Genomic DNA, 16,858 nt, shown 5'->3' on the forward strand with positions numbered 1-16,858 from the left:
GCATCGACGACGCATGCCGGAACCTCCCTGCTTGATTCGACGCAGTCTAACCTGTGACTGAGGGCCGCTGATCCGCGCGGGGCAGGCGCAGCGAGAAGCACCCATCGCGGACACGCACGGCCAATGCGGTTTCCCGCCATTCCACAGGCAGCGCCAATGCCGTGTGTGGCGTGGGGATGCGTGTGATCGCCTCGAACGTCCAGTGTTCCTCATAGGCTTCGCAGCGAAGCGTTCCGTCATCGCCGACCGCGATGACATCGATCCAGGCCCCACTCCGGGTCTTGCCAGTGCCGCCCATCGCACGGCGGCCAATGGCCTGCCAACGCCCCTGCCAGTGGACGAGCCATACGCCCTCGATGGGACGCAGATCCCCATCAAGCACGCTTCCCGCCACCACCACGCATCGACCGGACGGGCTGGCAATGACCGTCTCCAGATCGCAGGCATGACGGTCACTGGGCGTGCCATCAAGACAGAGCGCGTACGGGCAGATGCGCGCGAACAAGGTCGGATGCGCAGTCAGGCGCAGGTCGTCGGGAAGGAGCGGGATGGCCTGCAGCACCCGGGCATCAGGCAGGACATGCCGCAACACCTGCGGCACCCCGGCGGCCAGCGCCGGATGCTCCTGTTCCAGCCATAGACCCCGGCAGGGGCGCAGCGTGGTCGATCGACTGGGAATATCCCGCAACCACATCGCGGCTTCGGCATCCCCGCCAAGCTGCCGGCGCTCGTGCAGTTCCTGCCAGAACAGGCTGGGAACAATCGCCAGCAGGTGCATCACCCTCTTGTCCGCTTCGTCGTAGACGATCACCGCTTCGCTGCGATCACTGTAGCCACTGGCCAAACGCAGCGCGCTGCCCGCCAGCGCCAGCCACTCGCCGCTGGCATCGTGGCTGCCTGCGGTGGATACGCCCTCGACAATGGCGCCATCGCGCAGCATCAGGGTGCCGTAGGCCGGCCCGCCCATGCCCAGCTCGCCCCAATCCAACAGCACATCATGCGTGGGCGGCCGGGTGGCGAAGGGCAGCTTCGCCCGCGAGCGCAGCAGTGCGCCCCCTACGGCATCGCCGACCAGATCGAAGTGCTGCAGCACGCCGCCCAGGGCAAGGCATGCGGCCAGGCCAACGACCACACCCCAAGGCGACCACCACACCACGCAGATCGCTACCCATATCAGGAACGGCAGCCACTGGGTGAAACGGCGGAGGGCGATTCGATCAACGGTCATGCAGGCTGGGTGGCGGCGACTGTGCACCATTCAAACCTTCAACGCTGTGCCAGGCAATGGGGTTCGAACCGGCAATGCCGCTAGACTCTCGCTGATGATGGAATCGATGACTGCCGTGAATCGCCGGAATCTGCTGCAGGACATGCTGCCGCGATGGAGAGCACTGGCCAAGGCCCCGGGCCAGCCGCGCCGCACGCTTCGCCTGCCGGATTGGCAGGCGGACTGGAACGCAGGCATGGCCTTGCTTGCACGCCATGCGCGCAATGGCGGTGAATCTGTGGAGGAACCGCTGCAGGGACATGCGGCCCTGGAGCATGCCTACGGCTGGGAGACGGTTGCACAGACCGGCAGCAACCTGCTGCTGAAAGGCATCGACCGCGGCTTCGCCCCCGCGGCGTTGCAGCAGATGCATGCCGACGTAGCAGATCTCTGGCTCGAGCAAGCGCATTTGCTGGCCCTTGCCCGGGACAGCCTGCAACAGCAAGGCCACGACATCGCGCTGGCTGCGTCGTTGCAATCGCGTACAACGCAGCACTACGAGTACGCACTGCAGCTGTTGTCACTGGGCGTGCTGCTGGATGCGCAGGAACGCCTGCCGGCGCTGGTGGAGAAGGTGCTCTGTTTCGACACCGACCGCGTGCTGGACTACCTCAGCGCGCCGGCGCTGGGCCTGGTGGAAGCCAGTGATGAGGTCTTTCATCCGCGACCGTTCGCCGAGCTGTTCGCGCCGCTGCGCGACGGTGAAGCGTTCGACCCTTCACTTCTGGCCGGCTACCTGCAGATGCAGTACCGCGACTTCTTCCTGCTGCCGCCAAAGGCTCAAAAGCGGACCCGGCGCCTGATCGGGCCGAACGCGTGGGGCTACTGGGCACTTGAAGTGGCTGCGCTGGTGGTGCTGTATGGCGGTGACGACGCCACGCTACGCACCTGCCCCCACTACCCTTCCGACCTGGTGGACTTCGCCCGGCGTTGAGTCAGGCACCCGGCAGGCCGGAAACACCGCCGAATCGATTCTCTTCCTCGTTGCCCGGCAGAAGCATGACCGGGAAGAGGACGAACACACCCAACGGGATGAAGGCGATCACGACGTACCAGCCGGACTCGTCGATGTCGTGCAGTCGTCGAACGGCCAGGGCCAGCATGGGCGGAAGGAGGACGATGACCGCGCAGACCGTCATGACCCACCCCAGCGTCCGGAATGGCTCGAAGGCCTCCCCGTCGAGCAGCACGGTGCCCGTCAGCCAGTATCCGCCGTCCATCAAGGTGTAGCCCACTGCCACCACAAGGGCAGCAGACAGGGAGTATGACCAGAACTCCTTCCGGTTGGATCGCCCTGAAAAATCAAAGCAACGCCTGAGGGGCAAAAGTGCGGGGATCATTCGCGCTCCGGGCAGCGGACGATGGGAGGCAAGGGTTAACGATCTTTTAGCATCCCCAAGCCCAGCACCAACTGAACCCTGCGGCCCGGCAGGCCCGGCAGACAGCGGAGGTTGCAGGAGCCAGCCGCAGCAGCCGCGCAGCCGGAGACGCAGCGCGAACTACCGCACATTTCCATGGGCGTGGGCATTCTGAATCGAATCACTGGCTTGCAGCAGTGGCGGATTGGTCGAATTCCAGTTTTCCAGAATGGCGCCTCTGCTAGCGTCACGACTCACTCATGGATTCGAGGTTTTGAATGGCTGCGATTTCTTTTCCGCTGATGCTTGCACTGCTTTCCGCGCAGGCCCCGATGGCCGCAAACGCCGAACGTGATTACACCGGACCGGCAGGGGCATCCTCGATCGGGCCTGGCATCTGCGACCCCGGCATGGACATGCTGCCGAACGGCGGAGGGGTGGTGATCCGGCGCTGCGGCACGAATGGAACGGTCGCTGGCGTTGGCAGCAATATCGATGCTGCGACGGCCAACGCCAATGGCTTCCTTGCCGTCGCCGAGGAAGGACCCGTCTGCAGTGTCTTCGCACGCGATCCCTATGTCAGCATCCCGGCACCGGGTGTTGGCATCAAAGCGGAATGCAGTTCCTCTCCGCTTTCCGCCTACGGCATGACGACCACCACTGCGGGACAGAACGTGCTTGAGCTGGCCATCAACCTGGCGGCGACGCAGGCCTGGTGCAATGTCGACTACTACTATGGGTCGGCGCATGGCTATAAGTATCCCTACACCTGCAACCGCCCGGGCCAGTCCTGGAGCGTTGCCGGTCTTGGCTCCAGCGTCGACGATTCAAACGCAATGGCAATGCGGCTTGTGAAGAAATCATCCAAGACCGGTACGCACTGCTATTTTGACAACGCCGAGTTGAATGGCGTCGTCTTCCGCGCATACCTGCACTGCAACGGATCGACCTATACCGGTTTCGGGAGTTCCGTCACTGCCGCGGCCAAGGACGCGGCTGCGCAAGCGGGCGCATAAGCCACCCGGGCTGTGGTTCGGAGGAGCCACAGCCCGACGCATTGAAGAATGAGGTTCCGGCGCCGTTGCCACACGCTGGACTGGGGTGTGGTTCAACGATTGCGCCGCGTCCGCTTGGGGTGAATCCCCTGGAGACATGGAGCGGGCGATGGGAATCGAACCCACGTCAGTAGCTTGGGAAGCTCGTCAGGAATCTCTACGATTCAACGGCTTACCAATTTCCGCTCCGCAATGCGCCGCAGTGCAGGTTCATTTTTATCGAGAGAAACGCAGCATCCGCAGCAATTGCGGAGCGCTCTCGGGCCTCTCAGACACCACGCTGCAGCTGCTGAAGCCCTGCCCTCACCCACGCCTTGCGGGCGTCCTTCGGGCGGGGCTTGGTCGCCGGCGGCTTGGCCGGCTCCAACGCTTCCCTGACCCGCGCCGTGGCGGTAGCCGTCGCCTCGGCCAAGCGCCGGGCCTGTTGCTGCTGCTCGCGGGTTGGCGGAAGGCCGGACGGTGCCGACTGAATCGGGGTGCTGTCGGTCAAGCGGACAACGGCCTCGCGCAAGGCAGATCGGAGTACAACCTGGCGGCGCACCAGCGTTCGGCGTAGCGCTTGCCTTGAGACATGCTGGCGGCAAAAACCTTCTTGGTCTCGAAGATCTTTCGCGCATCCAATTGAAGGCGGACACCACGGCCGGGAGCCGGAGCGATACTGGCGATTGAGCGTCCGTTCCACCACAGATCCCAACGTTCCCCGGTCTGGACCCAGCCAGACGGGATCGGCGCGGTGCGGAAGCCTTGGTAGGCGGAGGAGATCATGGCCGGGAGGATACGATCGGCCGTCGCAGATCCTGCGAACGCGGCTGCGACCTGCCTGAATCGTTCGGACTGAGTACCGGCGCGGCGCTGCTCACGCGCCCCCGGGTTGAGCTGCCTGCGGCGCCGGATCCGGCACAGTCAGAATGCCCACAACGGCTGACGCGCGGTATCGGGCAACCACCCACTCACGTTCGGGGTTCTTCCAATGAGAGGGGACGACAGGACTTGTCAGTCCCCTCTCACCATGTCACTTCGTCCGATGCGAACGCCAGTTCAAGAATCCACGCCAGCCAAACGGCGCACTCAGAACTGCAACAGCACCACAGACAAGCAGACCATCAAGCATCCATGGCTTCAGCTGCGGAGATCCTTCAGAGCTCATCGGTAGTACGGTTCCACAAAGTACAACCCCCAAAAAAGAGGCAGCAAAAAGAACTGCGGATCCGAGCCCTGGTGAAACGCGCATCGCACTGCTCCTTAGTCTTTATTGCACACCACTTTAACTTCTGTCAGCCGAATCGTGCTAGTGCACGTGATCGTCCTGGTGCCGGACCCAGTGACTGGCACGCCAATATTGAGCAGCGCATTGACGAAACTGGCCATATCGGTTGCATTGCCTGCGGAGAAATCATAACGATTGATAACACCGCCACGCCCCTCACTCAGCTGCGTGACGCTGAGAGGGATAGTGTGTCCCAACCTGTCCTTATACAAGAGCACGTTAGGCTCCCAGCGACGGTTCATAATACTGTAGTTGTATGACGCCCCAGACCCGTCCGAATACTTGATCGCTTGCGGCGCGAACACATCGATGCCAAGAGAGTGGGCGCCCGAAGCAAGATAGATGTAGGTTTCGAATCGAAACTCGAGATACTTGCTCACAGCATCCCGTCGTTGTGGATTCTGGAGATCATCGTAGACGTTGGTGGGGAAACCCGGCTCAGACAAAGTGATTACCGACTGAGCGACGATGCGTTTGAACTGCAGGTAGCTAATGGCGGGCTGCTCCACCGGAAGCTCATCAACGATGATGAAAGGCTCGCAATCCATCGCGCCAGGTTCCATCTTGTCGCATCGAATGCCACCTTCACGGTCCCGCATCACGCTGAACTTTCGTGCCATATCTCCTGAAGGGTTCAAGATGTAGATGATCTTGTGCGATGGGATGGTCATTCCCTTCGCAAATGACTGGGCCATACCCTCCATTTGCGGCCAACTGCAGCCATCGCAATCGCGCGTTACGACCTGTTGCGCATGGACGTCGGATGGCCCTCCAAGCCAAGCCATCACAGTCAGGGTCGCCGCACTCATCCATTTGAAAACTACACTTCCTGCCACGTCTTCTATTCCTTGAGAAAAGCTAGGGGAAACGAACATACAGCAGCTTTCACAAATGTGAAACAGGCTTCACATCCGCTAAAAAACAGCTGGGCGCAGCGGTGCAAAAGCCACCATCCAACCGAAGTGCAAGAAGTCATCTTGTCCACTTCGAACCGCGCAAGAACGCTCTCTTTTTGCGCAGTTTGCTGAGCTTTTGCGAATGGCAAACCCGCTTAACTCTAGAACCCGAGGATGATCTGCGCTGAACTCCGCGCGATCTCATCCTGACACTGCGCCTCGTTCATTCGTCCTGACGCTGCAGCTCAGTGACCGGTCAGGTCGATCAGCACGAAGTGGCCCGATGCGCTGAACTGTGTCGCATTGTCGGACTGCGGGATCAGGGCAGTCGCGCCGGCATACTAGAAGTGCCCCGAACCCGCTGCACCGGTCCCATCCCCCTGCGGCCCGGTCAGCCAGAAGCCCACGCCGCGCTCAATCCGCTGACACGAACGAGACGAGATCACCGCGTAGCGTCTGCCAGCCGGCACTTGCATGCAGGCGCCCTCTGCTGCACCGAATGGGGCCGTGGTTACGCCCATGATGCGTAGGAGCTTCGCCCACGAAGCGAAGGCCAGCTCACCGGTGTGCTCTCGGTAGACTTCGATGCCGGTCTTGCCCGGCGTCCCAGTCACAACCGAGTCGTACACCCACACCGTTCCGAACACAAACCATGAGCCCGTGTAGGCTGACACTCGCCAGCGGCAATGGCATCACCGATCTACCCAAACCGTGCGAAGGCATCCGGCGGAACAAGGAAGCCGGTCGCGACGTCTACGTGGATGACGATGCGTTGGAGGCGGTCTATGCCCACGCCGATGCCGCCCTGCGCGACGCCATGGACCTAGCCTATCTGACCGGTCAGCGCGTCGGTGATGTGTGGGCCATGGACGTCCGCCAAGTCACATCGCGCGGCCTCATCATCCAGCAGTCGAAGACCAGCAACCGGGTCACCATGGAGATCACTGGCGAGCTGGCTACGCTGCTTGAGCGCATTGCAAAACGTAAGGGGAAGAAGTGCCCGAACGGGCGAGATAAGGTCTACAGCATGCGGCTGATCGTAGACGACGACGGCCTAGCCTTGGGGCGCGCGGCCCTGCGCTACCGGTTCGACAGGGCCCGGGAGACAGCGGGCATTGCAAAGGGGGAGTTCCAGTTCCGAGATCTCCGCGCCAAGGCGGGTACAGACAAGACCGATTCGGCAAAGGACATTCGCGAGGCGCAGCACCAGCTGGGGCATTCATCGGTCACCACGACCGAAATCTACGTGCGAAAGAAGAGGGGGTCCAAGGCCACGCCAACCCGCTAGCCCAGGAAATGGTAGCTCGGCGCCACCACTTCCTTCATACAGTCTTGCGAAGACCCTTTAAGTTCAACAGACTGGGCGCCGATCATTTACATGGAACGAGTAATGACACTTCCTAGAGCCTATTACCCGACAGAGGACGCTATCCTCTATCACTACTGCTCCCCAGAGACATTTCTAGTAATTTGCTCAGGCAAGAAGCTTCGCTTCTGCGACATTTTCTCGATGAACGACTACCTCGAAATGCACTGGGGATATCGGGTTTGGGAGAATGCTGCCACTCAGGTCCACGATACTGTCGGCATCGATTTTTTGGACCGCATCGATGCGGTTTTCAGTGGTTCGGGAGCAGCTGCGCTTCCTCTCGCATCTTGTCTTTCGACAGATGGCGACACGTTGAGCCAGTGGCGAGCATACTCACAAGACGGGCTGGGATTCTGCATCGGCTTCGACGCCAAGACACTCCTACGCCTGCCAGTTACGCCCCTCCGAGTCTGCTACAGCGAAGCTGAGCAGGTAACAGAAGTCGCGGACTTTGTCCTAGCGCTGCATAAACTGATGCAAGCCGATCCGGGAAACGATGACTTGTTCTTCGAGTTGACGTTCAAACTCGCGATGGATCTAAGCGCCTACAAGAATCCAGCATTTGACGAAGAGAAAGAAGTGCGTCTACTTCACCTGGTGCGATTTCAGAGGAGTGGACAGGGCAACAAGCTTGTCGACGAGCCCGGCATAGCGTTCGGCTCTCACCAAGAGGCGCTTCCCGTGAAATTCTTTATGAAAGAAGGAGCGCCGGTCCCTCACCTAGATCTGACTTTCATTGGACCCGACGGTGAGAGCCCGATTCGAGAGGTCATCATCGGACCCAAGAACCAAAGTCTGACCTCTGCGATTTCGATCATGTTGGAGACGCTTGGACTGACAGACGTCCAGGTCACAAGATCACGGGCGTCCTACCGTTGATAGCATCAGGACGCAGATCGAGGCGGTCCATTGCGGAGCGCGCCGGGATTTGCGGAGCGGTCGAATAGGCCGCAAACCCTTGGGAGACATGGAGCGGGCGATGGGAATCGAACCCACGTCAGTAGCTTGGGAAGCTACAGCTCTACCATTGAGCTACGCCCGCATTGCGGGTGAAAGTCTATGCGGAGCGGCCGGTGTTGCGCAATGGTGGCCGCCGCACCCGCCGGGCATGACCCGGCGCTGCCGTGCAGGCATCCCAGGCACCTTGCGGTGCCCGGGATGTTGCATTCATCAGAAGCTGCCACCCACGGTGGCGAAGATCGTCGCGTCACGGGCGCGCTTCTGCGCGGCCGTGGTGCTCAGGCCAACGTTGCCCTGCAGGCCGAACAGGTCCATGCGCGCACCCAGAACAGCGGTGGCGTAGTTCTTGTCGAAGTCCAGGCCCGGCACGCGGTAGCTGCCCAGTTCCGGCAGGGTCTGCAGCCACGCGCTGGCCTGCTTGGTGTCCTCGAACTCGTGGTCGTAGGTCACCTGCACGTACGGCTTGACGGTGCCGCCATCGAAGCGGGCCTGCCAGCCGATGCGGCCGACGGTCGAGTCGACGTTCTGGCGGTCGTAGCCCAGGGCGGTGGCCAGCGTGCCCGCAGCGGCGCTTTCGCTGTAACCGTCGATCTTGACCTTCTGCCAGATCACCGCAGCGACCGGGCCATGACGGAAGCCACCTTCGGTGCCGAACTCGTAACCGGCGTTCAGTGCGGCGGTCAGGTTGCTGCCATCCGGGGAACCACCGTGTTCGCGGGTGGCCGGGCCCAGCTGGACCTTGCGGTTCACGTCATACGACAACCAGGTGTAGCTGACCTGGCCGTTGACCCAGACGCGGTCGCCGTACCATGCCGCGAACAGGCCGGCGGTGGTGTCCTTCTGGGTGAAGTCGCCACGGCTGTTGCCGAAGTCGGCACTCATGCGACCGAAGCCGGCGAAGCCGCCGACCACCACGCCGTTGCGTGCCCAGTCGACACCGAACAGGCCGGCCGGCGCCACGCCGTCGTACAGGTCGGCGTGGTCATAGCGCTGCAGGTCACCGCGCACGCCACCCCACCACGACAGGCCATCGGCCGGACGGGCGCCCAGGTGGTTGCTGACCTGGTCGGCACGCGAACGGCCGACGGTCTGTGCCGAGTGGCTCAGCACCTGCTGCAGGCGCGGAGCCTCCAGCACCGAGACGGCGTACTGGCCCAGCAGCTGGTGACCGGTAACGGTGGGATGCACGCCATCGGCGAACAGATAGGTCTGGTACGCATCGGGGCTGACGTAGGTGGTCGGGTTGCAGCCGATGATGCTGCCCGTGGTGTTGGCCGGGTTGATCTTGCAGGCGGTGCCGGTGACGTTGGTGAAGCCGTACATGCCCGGGTTGGCGGTCACTTCACGCAGGATGCTGAAGGTATCGAGCGGAATGAACTCGATGCCCGCCTGCTTCAGTCCGCCATACAGCGCCTTGTTGTAGCCGACCGACATGGCGGTGGCAGCTGCTGCGTTCGGGCCGCGGAACTGCGGGGTGATGCCCACGTCCGGCAGGTTCGGCACCAGCACGTACTGGGCACCGGCCTGCTTCAGGGCACCGACCAGCGCGATCTGGTCGGTGACCGCCGCGCCGATGATGCCCTGCACCTGGGCCGGCGGTGCACCCGCACCGGCAGCGCCGGCGGCGGCAAACAGGTCGTTTGCGCCACCCCAGACGGTATACAGGGCGTTACGGTCAGCCTTGCCACCGTTTGCCGCCAGGTAGCGGGCCGCCTGCGACTTCAGAGACGGGATCGCGCCGAGGGCACCGCTGCCTTCGACCGACACGCGGGCGCCGCCGACAGCGTAGTTGTCGCCGTTCTGGCCGTTGCCGTTGGGGTCCTTGTTGAGGCCGTAGTAATTGGCGACCTGCTGCGACCACACCCAGCCCGGGTTGGTGGTGAACTGGCCGGAGAGCCCCTGCGTGGCCTCGGGCAGCAGCGGGCGGAAGTAGCCGGCGTCGGTGAGGCTGTCACCGAAGAACACCGCCTTGGAGTACGGATTTTCGCCTGCCATGGCCGGCAGCGCGGCCAGTGCGATCGCAGCCGCCATGAGGGAGCGGATCGGGTGTTTGCTGAGCTGCATCTAGGAACTCCTGTGGGGTAAACAAGTTGGAATCCGGCGCACGTACGCCGGCGCACGGTCAATGGTTTCACCGCGCCGCCGTTTGCTCACGCTGCGCCGCCGCATGGATTGTCGCCTGACCACGCCGAACCCTGCTGTGCCGGAGCTGGCGCCCGGTTCAAATTACAAACGTTCCGATCCCGACGGGCTATCAGCGACAATGCAGGGATGAACATCCAGCTCAACGGCGAACCCCGCACCCTGCCCGCCTCGGCGACCCTCCACGACCTGCTTGAGGCCGAGCAGCTGCTGCAGCGCCGGGTGGCGGTGGAGGTCAACGGCGAGATCGTCAGCCGCAGCCGCCATGGCGAGCATGTCCTGGCCGAAGGCGACGTGGTGGAGATCGTGCACGCGCTGGGCGGGGGCTGAGGCCATCCCGGGCAGTGCCGGCCACTGGCCGGCAATCCGACGCTGCCTGACGCCTCACATCTGCCGGCCAGCGGCCGGCACTACCCCTACCCATCCACGGCCTGCACGCCATTGCGTGATCCCATCTTCAGGCGGATAAGCGATAATCGCGCCATGAACGTTCATGTCTCCCCCGATTCGCTGGTGATCGCCGGCAAGACCTATGGCTCGCGGCTGCTCACCGGCACCGGCAAGTTCAAGGATCTGGAAGAAACCCGCCTGGCCACCGAGGCTGCAGGCGCCCAGATCGTCACCGTGGCCATCCGCCGCACCAACATCGGGCAGAACCCGGGCGAGCCGAACCTGCTCGACGTGCTGCCGCCGGAGCGCTACACCATCCTGCCCAACACCGCCGGCTGCTACACCGCCGAAGACGCGGTGCGCACCTGCCGGCTGGCGCGCGAACTGCTGGACGGCCACAACCTGACCAAGCTGGAAGTGCTGGGCGACCAGAAGTCGCTGTACCCGGACGTGGTGCAGACCCTCAAGGCCGCCGAACAGCTGGTCAAGGACGGCTTCGAGGTGATGGTCTACACCTCCGACGACCCGATCCTGGCCAAGCGCCTGGAAGAGATCGGCTGCGCTGCGGTGATGCCGCTGGCTGCGCCGATCGGTTCGGGCCTGGGCATCCAGAACAAGTACAACCTGCTGCAGATCATCGAAGACGCCAAGGTGCCGATCATCGTCGACGCCGGCGTGGGCACCGCGTCGGATGCGGCGATCGCGATGGAGCTGGGCTGCGACGGCGTGCTGATGAACACCGCCATTGCCGGTGCGCGCAGCCCGGTGCTGATGGCCAGTGCGATGCGCAAGGCGGTCGAGGCCGGCCGCGAGGCCTTCCTGGCCGGGCGCATCCCGCGCAAGCGCTACGCCAGCGCCTCCTCTCCGGTGGATGGGTTGATCGGCTGATGACCAATCCCTTCGACAGCGCCGGTTCCAAGGCCCCGCCCAAGCCCTTCACCGTGAGCGAGGGCCGCCGCGAGGTGCGCAGCTTCGTGTTGCGCCAGGGCCGCTTCACGCCTGCCCAGCAGCGCGCGTTCGACGAACGCTGGCCGCGCTTCGGCATCGACTACAACGGCCAGCCGCGTGATCTGGACGCCACCTTCGGCCGCCCGGCGCACAAGGTGCTGGAAATCGGCTTCGGCAACGGTGCCGCGCTGCGCTTCGCTGCCCAGCACGACCCGTCGCGCGACTACATCGGCATCGAGGTGCACGCCCCCGGCGTGGGCCGTCTGCTGAACGCGCTGGCCGACGACAACGCCGACCACGTGCGCCTGTACCACCACGATGCGGTGGAAGTGCTGCAGAACGAGATCGCCGATGGCGCGCTGGATGAAGTGCGCATCTACTTCCCGGACCCGTGGCACAAGAAGCGCCACAACAAGCGCCGCCTGCTGCAGCCTGCATTTGCCGAGCTGCTGGTGCGCAAGCTGCGCCCGGGCGGCCGCCTGCACTGCGCCACCGACTGGGAAGACTACGCCGAGCAGATGTGGGACGTGCTCGACGCCACCGCTGGCCTGGTCAACCGCGCCGGCCCGCGTGGCAGCGTGCCGCGCCCGGACTGGCGGCCGCAGACGCACTTCGAGACCCGCGGCCAGAAGCTCGGCCACGGCGTCTGGGACCTGCTGTACGACCGCACCTGACGATCGCCTGAGGACACCGCGCCCCACATGGATACCGCGCTGACGCTGACCAACGACATGAAGCTCGTGCTCGGGCTGGTCGGCTTCACGATGGCGATGTTCCTGTTCGAGCGCATCCGCGCCGACGTGGTCGCGCTGGTGGTCCTGGTGGTGCTCGGTGTCACCGGGCTGATCGCGCCGGAGGAAATCTTCGGCGGCTTCTCCGGTAACGCGGTGATGAGCATCATCGCCACCACCATCCTCGGTGCGGGCCTGGACCGCACCGGGGCGCTGAACCGGCTGGCCGCCTGGCTGTTGCGGCGCGGCCATGGTGTCGAGCAGCGGCTGCTGATGATGACCACGGCCATTGCCGGCCTGAATTCCTCTTTCATGCAGAACCCGTCGGTGATGGCGCTGTACCTGCCGGTCGCCTCGCGACTGGCCGCGCGCACCGGGTTGACCCTGCAGCGCCTGCTGCTGCCCATTTCGGCGGCAATCGTGATGGGTGGTGCGCTGACCATGGTCGGCAATTCACCGCTGATCCTGCTGAACGATCTGCTGGCCTCGGCCAACAACAACCTGCCTTCCGGCCTGGCCACCATCGAGCCGCTGCGCATGTTCGCACCGCTGCCGATCGGCGTGGCGCTGCTGATCGCTTCGCTGCTGTATTTCCGCTACTACGGCGACCGCAAGCTGATCGAGGAAGAGAACCTGGTCAACGACGGGGTTACGCCCGCGCGCACCGAGAGCTACTTCGCCAAGACCTATGGCATCGAAGGCGATGTGTTCGAGCTGGTGGTCAGTGCCGAAAGCCCGCTGGTGGGCATGACCCTGGGCGAGGCCGAGAACCTGCACGATGCCCCGCTGCTGCTGGCCCTGAAAACCGGCAATGACACCCGTCTGGCGCCACCGGCGGAGATGCGCATCTGGGTTGGCAGCGTGCTCGGCGCGATGGGCCCGCGTGAGCAGATCAACGATTTCGCGCAGAACCAGTTCCTGCGCATGTCTTCGCGGCTGAAGCACCTGGGCGACCTGTTCAACCCCAGCCGCGCCGGCATTTCCGAAGCGGTGGTGCCGCCTACCTCGAACGTGATCGGCAAGAGCGCGGCCGATCTGCGCCTGCGCAAGGAGCGCGGCATCAGCCTGCTGGCGATCAACCGCGACAAGCAGGTGATCCGCGAGGACGTGCGCGACGTGCAGCTGCGTGCCGGCGACATGCTGGTCTTCCACAGCATCTGGACCGACCTGGCGCAGGCCGCCCGCAGCCGTGACTTCGTGGTGGTGACCGACTACCCGACCGGCGAGCAGCGTCCGCACAAGTTCAAGATCGCGATGGCGATCTTCGCACTGACCATCCTGATCGCGCTGACCAGCAAGCTGCCCGTGGCGCTGACCCTGATGACCGGCGTGGCCGGCATGCTGCTGACCGGCGTGCTGCGCATGGACGAGGCGTATGCCTCGATCAACTGGAAGACGGTGTTCATGATGGCCGGGCTGATCCCGCTCGGCTGGGCGATGGATTCCAGTGGCGCGGCGGCATGGGTGGCCGGCCATACCATCGACAAGCTGCCCACCGGCATCCCGGTGTGGGTGCTGGAGGTGGCGCTGGCGCTGCTGACCACGGCGTTCTCGCTGGTGATCAGCCATGTGGGCGCCACCATCGTGATGGTGCCCATTGCGGTGAACCTTGCGCTGGCGGCGGGCGGCAACCCGACGGCGTTCGCGCTGATCGTGGCGCTGTCGGCGTCCAACAACCTGATGACGGCCTCCAACCCGGTGATTTCGATGATCACCGGCCCGGCCAACTACACCCCGCGCGAGATGTGGCGGGTCGGCGGCCCGCTGTCGTTGATCTACACCTGCGTGGTGGTGCTGATGATCAACCTGATGTTCTGAGGTTGGGGTTTGTTGGCAGGGCTGCGCCCTGCACCCGCAGAGGCCGAAGCAACGGCAACGGCAAAAGCGTGCATTCCGTGGGATGGCGGGGTGGGTCCGGTTGCGGGGGACGCTGCAAGTACGTCCCTGTAAGCTCGGTCGCCGCATCCATGCGGCTCACGCCCCCGCAACCGGACCCACCCCGCCTTCGACAGATTTCTGCGATCTGTCGGAACGGCGTCCTGCACTGCTTTGGTAGATGTCGACCTTGGTCGACACAGTAGATCCACGCCATGCGTGGATGCTCGTGGATGCCTTTGTAGAGTCGAGCCATGCTCGACTGCTTCTGGCCTGATGGGGTCAGAGCCGCTTTCCTGCGGAAAACGGATCCGACCCCTGGCCTGGACTCAGGCCAGATAAACCTGCCCGTCGCGCACGTCCACCGGCACCACGCGCAGGCGATCGCCCTTGCAGGGGCCGGCGATGCAGTCGCCGCTGTCCAGCGCGAACGAGGCGCCGTGGGCGGCGCACACCAGGTGGCCCTCGCGGCTCTTCAGGAACTGGCCCGGCGCCCAGTCCAGGCGACGGCCGGCGTGCGGGCAGATGTTCAGGAACGCACGCACCTGCGCGCCATCGCGGTACAGCACCAGCGATTCGGCATCGCCATCAACCACCGCTTCGACCTCGGCAAACGCGCCATCGGCAATGGCATCAAGGGCGATCAGGGCAGCGGCGGCAGTCATGGCGAAGGCTCGGACAGTAAACGCGCATTGTCGCACGCCCGCTCAGGTGACTGGCTGCAACATGAACACAAGTCATTGATTCGTAATAAGCACAGGCTATATTTAACGAGTTTTTCACTCAATGACAGTGGCACCTCCCGATACTCTGGTTTCGCTGATCCCAGCCTATCGAGCCGCCATGTTCAATCGCGCATCCGCCTTCAACCAGTTCCGCACCCTGTTCGCGCCGCGCAAGCCGCGTCACCCGCTGGTGCGCGTTGCCGTGGGCCTGCTTGGCCTGGCGATCCTGGCGGCGATGGTGTTCATCGGCGTGTTCGTCGGTGCGGCGATGATCCTGGTCGGCCTGGCGTGGAAGCTGCTGGCCTCGCGCAAGCCGGGCGTTGCCCGTCCGGTCGATCCGACCGTGGTCGAAGGCGAGTACCGCGTGGTGCGCAAGCCGGTGCTGCCGGCCTCGCGTTGATCCACGCCCTCCGCGCCCGCTGACGGCGGGCGCCATGCGTTCTAGACTGCGGGCACGCCCTTCCTGGATGCCCGCATGTCCGATGTCTCCGATGTGATCCCTGCCGTAGCCCTGCCGCGTGTGCCGGTAGCCGGTGGCGGCAGTTTCCCCGTGCACCGTATCTACTGCGTCGGCCGCAACTTCGCCGACCATGCCCGCGAAATGGGCGCAGCAGTGCCGGCGGCCGACGATCGCGGCCGTCCGATGTTCTTCAGCAAGCCGGCCGATGCGATCGTGGTCGGCCACGACGATGCCATTCCCTATCCCCCGGCAACCGCCAACCTGCACCACGAAGTGGAGCTGGTGGTGGCGATCGGCCGTGACGCGCCCGTGGGCGAGCTGGCCATGGCCGACGCCGAGGCGCTGGTCTACGGCTATGCCGTGGGACTGGACCTGACCCGCCGCGACCTGCAGGCCGCCGCCAAGGACAAGGGCCACCCGTGGGATGCGGCCAAGGGCTTCGATGCTTCCGCGCCGATCAGTGAAATCGTCCACGCCGAGGAAGTCGGCGACCTGGCCGCGCTGAACCTGTCGCTGGAGGTCAACGGCGAAGTGCGCCAGCAGGCGCTGCTGGACCAGATGATCTGGAACGTGCCGGAGATTCTGCATGAGCTGTCCAAGCTGTGGCAGCTGCGTGCCGGCGACCTGGTGTTCATGGGTACCCCGTCCGGAGTGGCCGCGCTGAAGCCCGGCGACCGCTTCAGTGCCCGCCTGGAAAACGTGGCCGAGCGCCACGGCGTGATCGCCGGCTGACATCACCTGCGCTACCCTGCGCGCTGTCCACTTCCCCCACCGGAGAAAAACAACAATGGGAATGCTCACCGAGTTCAAGGAATTCGCGATGCGCGGCAACGTCATCGACCTCGCCGTCGGCGTGGTGATCGGCGCGGCCTTCGGTAAGATCGTGACCGCACTGGTCGAGAAGATCATCATGCCGCCGCTGGGCATGCTGATCGGCAAGGTGGATTTCTCGCAGTTGGCGTGGACGTTGTCACCGGCCAGCATCGGTGCCGACGGCAAGGAAATCCCGGCCGTGGTGATCGGCTATGGTGACTTCATCAATACGCTGATCCAGTTCGTGATCGTGGCCTTCGCCATCTTCATCGTGGTCAAGGCGATCAACCGCCTCTCGCGCAAGCAGGAAGCTGCGCCGGCCGCACCGGCCGAGGAAGTGGTGCTGCTGCGCGAGATCCGCGACAGCCTGAAGAAATAAGGTCGCAGCACGGTAGTGCCGGCCGCTGGCCGGCAACATCGGAACATGCGGGGAGCCGGCGAGCGGCCGGCACTACCGCGACTGCACGAAAGCCCCGCCCCGGCGGGGCTTTCGCTTTGCCGGTCATGGCGGAAAACAGCGTTCGCGCCAGCCATGACCTCCCGCCCATGCGCCGGGCTGAACGACTGTTAAGCTCCAAGGCTTAGGTCCCTTCCCGGAGTTG

At 64.0% G+C, this 16,858-nt stretch carries 16 protein-coding genes, 1 tRNA gene and 1 pseudogene; 11 read left to right on the forward strand and 7 right to left on the reverse strand.

Annotated elements, in window-relative coordinates:
- Window positions 1-46: 46 nt before the first annotated feature.
- Window positions 47-1,258 (reverse strand): hypothetical protein, encoded by a 1,212-nt coding sequence (locus tag MG068_RS16455; RefSeq protein WP_132810684.1) that lies wholly within the window; start codon window positions 1,256-1,258, stop codon window positions 47-49.
- On the opposite strand from MG068_RS16455, the gene MG068_RS16460 reads away from it, so the two are divergent.
- On the forward strand, window positions 1,227-2,201 hold the full coding sequence (locus MG068_RS16460; RefSeq protein WP_240792083.1) for a PoNe immunity protein domain-containing protein: 975 nt from the start codon (window positions 1,227-1,229) through the stop codon (window positions 2,199-2,201). The two genes, MG068_RS16455 and MG068_RS16460, sit on opposite strands and share 32 nt — an antisense overlap.
- Window position 2,202: 1 nt before the next feature.
- Here MG068_RS16460 and MG068_RS16465 read toward each other — a convergent pair whose 3' ends face one another.
- Entirely contained in the window at window positions 2,203-2,607 is a 405-nt protein-coding gene (locus tag MG068_RS16465) for a DUF805 domain-containing protein (protein WP_049425112.1), read from the reverse strand.
- A gap of 296 nt (window positions 2,608-2,903) precedes the next feature.
- Between MG068_RS16465 and MG068_RS16470 the strand changes: the two genes are divergently transcribed.
- Entirely contained in the window at window positions 2,904-3,641 is a 738-nt protein-coding gene (locus tag MG068_RS16470) for a hypothetical protein (RefSeq protein WP_071229639.1), read from the forward strand.
- Between the two features lie 307 nt (window positions 3,642-3,948).
- On the opposite strand, the pseudogene MG068_RS16475 reads toward MG068_RS16470, so the two are convergent.
- Both MG068_RS16475 and MG068_RS16480 read right to left on the reverse strand, forming a co-directional pair.
- A pseudogene (locus MG068_RS16475) lies at window positions 3,949-4,445 on the reverse strand (hypothetical protein).
- Between the two features lie 477 nt (window positions 4,446-4,922).
- A complete protein-coding gene (locus MG068_RS16480; RefSeq protein ID WP_240792084.1) occupies window positions 4,923-5,822 on the reverse strand; it encodes a hypothetical protein in 900 nt (299 codons plus the stop codon).
- Window positions 5,823-6,495: 673 nt separating this feature from the next.
- On the opposite strand from MG068_RS16480, the gene MG068_RS16485 reads away from it, so the two are divergent.
- Together MG068_RS16485 and MG068_RS16490 are read left to right on the forward strand one after the other, a co-directional pair.
- A complete protein-coding gene (locus tag MG068_RS16485; protein ID WP_240792085.1) occupies window positions 6,496-7,131 on the forward strand; it encodes a tyrosine-type recombinase/integrase in 636 nt (211 codons plus the stop codon).
- 222 nt (window positions 7,132-7,353) lie between these two features.
- Complete coding sequence (locus MG068_RS16490; protein WP_165929941.1) at window positions 7,354-8,091, forward strand: DUF2971 domain-containing protein; 738 nt, start codon at window positions 7,354-7,356, stop codon at window positions 8,089-8,091.
- An 89-nt stretch (window positions 8,092-8,180) separates the two neighbouring features.
- Here the strand turns inward: MG068_RS16490 and MG068_RS16495 are convergent.
- Both MG068_RS16495 and MG068_RS16500 read right to left on the reverse strand, forming a co-directional pair.
- Window positions 8,181-8,254 (reverse strand) — tRNA-Gly (locus MG068_RS16495).
- Window positions 8,255-8,382: 128 nt separating this feature from the next.
- On the reverse strand, window positions 8,383-10,236 hold the full coding sequence (locus MG068_RS16500; RefSeq protein WP_132810686.1) for an autotransporter outer membrane beta-barrel domain-containing protein: 1,854 nt from the start codon (window positions 10,234-10,236) through the stop codon (window positions 8,383-8,385).
- A 207-nt stretch (window positions 10,237-10,443) separates the two neighbouring features.
- On the opposite strand from MG068_RS16500, the gene thiS reads away from it, so the two are divergent.
- The 4 genes from thiS (at window position 10,444) to MG068_RS16520 (ending at window position 14,201) form a co-directional block, all read left to right on the forward strand.
- Window positions 10,444-10,644 carry a sulfur carrier protein ThiS gene (gene thiS, locus MG068_RS16505; protein WP_008265079.1) on the forward strand — a complete coding sequence of 67 codons (201 nt, stop codon included), beginning with the start codon at window positions 10,444-10,446 and terminating at the stop codon, window positions 10,642-10,644.
- 153 nt (window positions 10,645-10,797) lie between these two features.
- On the forward strand, window positions 10,798-11,592 hold the full coding sequence (locus MG068_RS16510) for a thiazole synthase (RefSeq protein ID WP_010481470.1): 795 nt from the start codon (window positions 10,798-10,800) through the stop codon (window positions 11,590-11,592).
- Window positions 11,592-12,326: a tRNA (guanosine(46)-N7)-methyltransferase TrmB gene (gene trmB, locus MG068_RS16515; protein WP_010481468.1), complete on the forward strand. Its 735-nt coding sequence runs from the start codon at window positions 11,592-11,594 to the stop codon at window positions 12,324-12,326. Before MG068_RS16510 ends, trmB begins: the two co-directional genes overlap by 1 nt.
- Before the next feature lie 27 nt (window positions 12,327-12,353).
- A complete protein-coding gene (locus MG068_RS16520) occupies window positions 12,354-14,201 on the forward strand; it encodes an SLC13 family permease (RefSeq protein ID WP_010481466.1) in 1,848 nt (615 codons plus the stop codon).
- 386 nt (window positions 14,202-14,587) lie between these two features.
- Here the strand turns inward: MG068_RS16520 and MG068_RS16525 are convergent, their stop codons facing one another.
- The gene (locus MG068_RS16525; RefSeq protein WP_132810687.1) at window positions 14,588-14,923 is read right to left on the reverse strand and encodes a Rieske (2Fe-2S) protein; all 336 of its coding nucleotides are present in this window, start codon (window positions 14,921-14,923) and stop codon (window positions 14,588-14,590) included.
- Between the two features lie 178 nt (window positions 14,924-15,101).
- On the opposite strand from MG068_RS16525, the gene MG068_RS16530 reads away from it, so the two are divergent.
- The 3 genes from MG068_RS16530 (at window position 15,102) to mscL (ending at window position 16,635) form a co-directional block, all read left to right on the forward strand.
- Window positions 15,102-15,383 (forward strand): hypothetical protein, encoded by a 282-nt coding sequence (locus MG068_RS16530; protein WP_005410817.1) that lies wholly within the window; start codon window positions 15,102-15,104, stop codon window positions 15,381-15,383.
- A gap of 75 nt (window positions 15,384-15,458) precedes the next feature.
- A complete protein-coding gene (locus MG068_RS16535; RefSeq protein WP_032130205.1) occupies window positions 15,459-16,175 on the forward strand; it encodes a fumarylacetoacetate hydrolase family protein in 717 nt (238 codons plus the stop codon).
- 55 nt (window positions 16,176-16,230) lie between these two features.
- The gene (gene mscL / locus MG068_RS16540; protein WP_132810688.1) at window positions 16,231-16,635 is read left to right on the forward strand and encodes a large-conductance mechanosensitive channel protein MscL; all 405 of its coding nucleotides are present in this window, start codon (window positions 16,231-16,233) and stop codon (window positions 16,633-16,635) included.
- Window positions 16,636-16,858: the final 223 nt, after the last annotated feature.

This window comes from Stenotrophomonas sp. ASS1 (genome assembly GCF_004346925.1).
GTDB lineage: Bacteria > Pseudomonadota > Gammaproteobacteria > Xanthomonadales > Xanthomonadaceae > Stenotrophomonas > Stenotrophomonas maltophilia_A.

Coding starts and splice junctions, on each gene's coding strand:
- MG068_RS16460 (WP_240792083.1), top strand. CDS start 1,227: ATGCAGGCTGGGTGGCGGCGACTGTGCACCATTCAAACCTTCAACGCT.
- MG068_RS16455 (WP_132810684.1), bottom strand. CDS start 1,258: ATGGTGCACAGTCGCCGCCACCCAGCCTGCATGACCGTTGATCGAATC.
- MG068_RS16465 (WP_049425112.1), bottom strand. CDS start 2,607: ATGATCCCCGCACTTTTGCCCCTCAGGCGTTGCTTTGATTTTTCAGGG.
- MG068_RS16470 (WP_071229639.1), top strand. CDS start 2,904: ATGGCTGCGATTTCTTTTCCGCTGATGCTTGCACTGCTTTCCGCGCAG.
- MG068_RS16480 (WP_240792084.1), bottom strand. CDS start 5,822: ATGTTCGTTTCCCCTAGCTTTTCTCAAGGAATAGAAGACGTGGCAGGA.
- MG068_RS16485 (WP_240792085.1), top strand. CDS start 6,496: ATGAGCCCGTGTAGGCTGACACTCGCCAGCGGCAATGGCATCACCGAT.
- MG068_RS16490 (WP_165929941.1), top strand. CDS start 7,354: ATGAACGACTACCTCGAAATGCACTGGGGATATCGGGTTTGGGAGAAT.
- MG068_RS16500 (WP_132810686.1), bottom strand. CDS start 10,236: ATGCAGCTCAGCAAACACCCGATCCGCTCCCTCATGGCGGCTGCGATC.
- thiS (WP_008265079.1), top strand. CDS start 10,444: ATGAACATCCAGCTCAACGGCGAACCCCGCACCCTGCCCGCCTCGGCG.
- MG068_RS16510 (WP_010481470.1), top strand. CDS start 10,798: ATGAACGTTCATGTCTCCCCCGATTCGCTGGTGATCGCCGGCAAGACC.
- trmB (WP_010481468.1), top strand. CDS start 11,592: ATGACCAATCCCTTCGACAGCGCCGGTTCCAAGGCCCCGCCCAAGCCC.
- MG068_RS16520 (WP_010481466.1), top strand. CDS start 12,354: ATGGATACCGCGCTGACGCTGACCAACGACATGAAGCTCGTGCTCGGG.
- MG068_RS16525 (WP_132810687.1), bottom strand. CDS start 14,923: ATGACTGCCGCCGCTGCCCTGATCGCCCTTGATGCCATTGCCGATGGC.
- MG068_RS16530 (WP_005410817.1), top strand. CDS start 15,102: ATGTTCAATCGCGCATCCGCCTTCAACCAGTTCCGCACCCTGTTCGCG.
- MG068_RS16535 (WP_032130205.1), top strand. CDS start 15,459: ATGTCCGATGTCTCCGATGTGATCCCTGCCGTAGCCCTGCCGCGTGTG.
- mscL (WP_132810688.1), top strand. CDS start 16,231: ATGGGAATGCTCACCGAGTTCAAGGAATTCGCGATGCGCGGCAACGTC.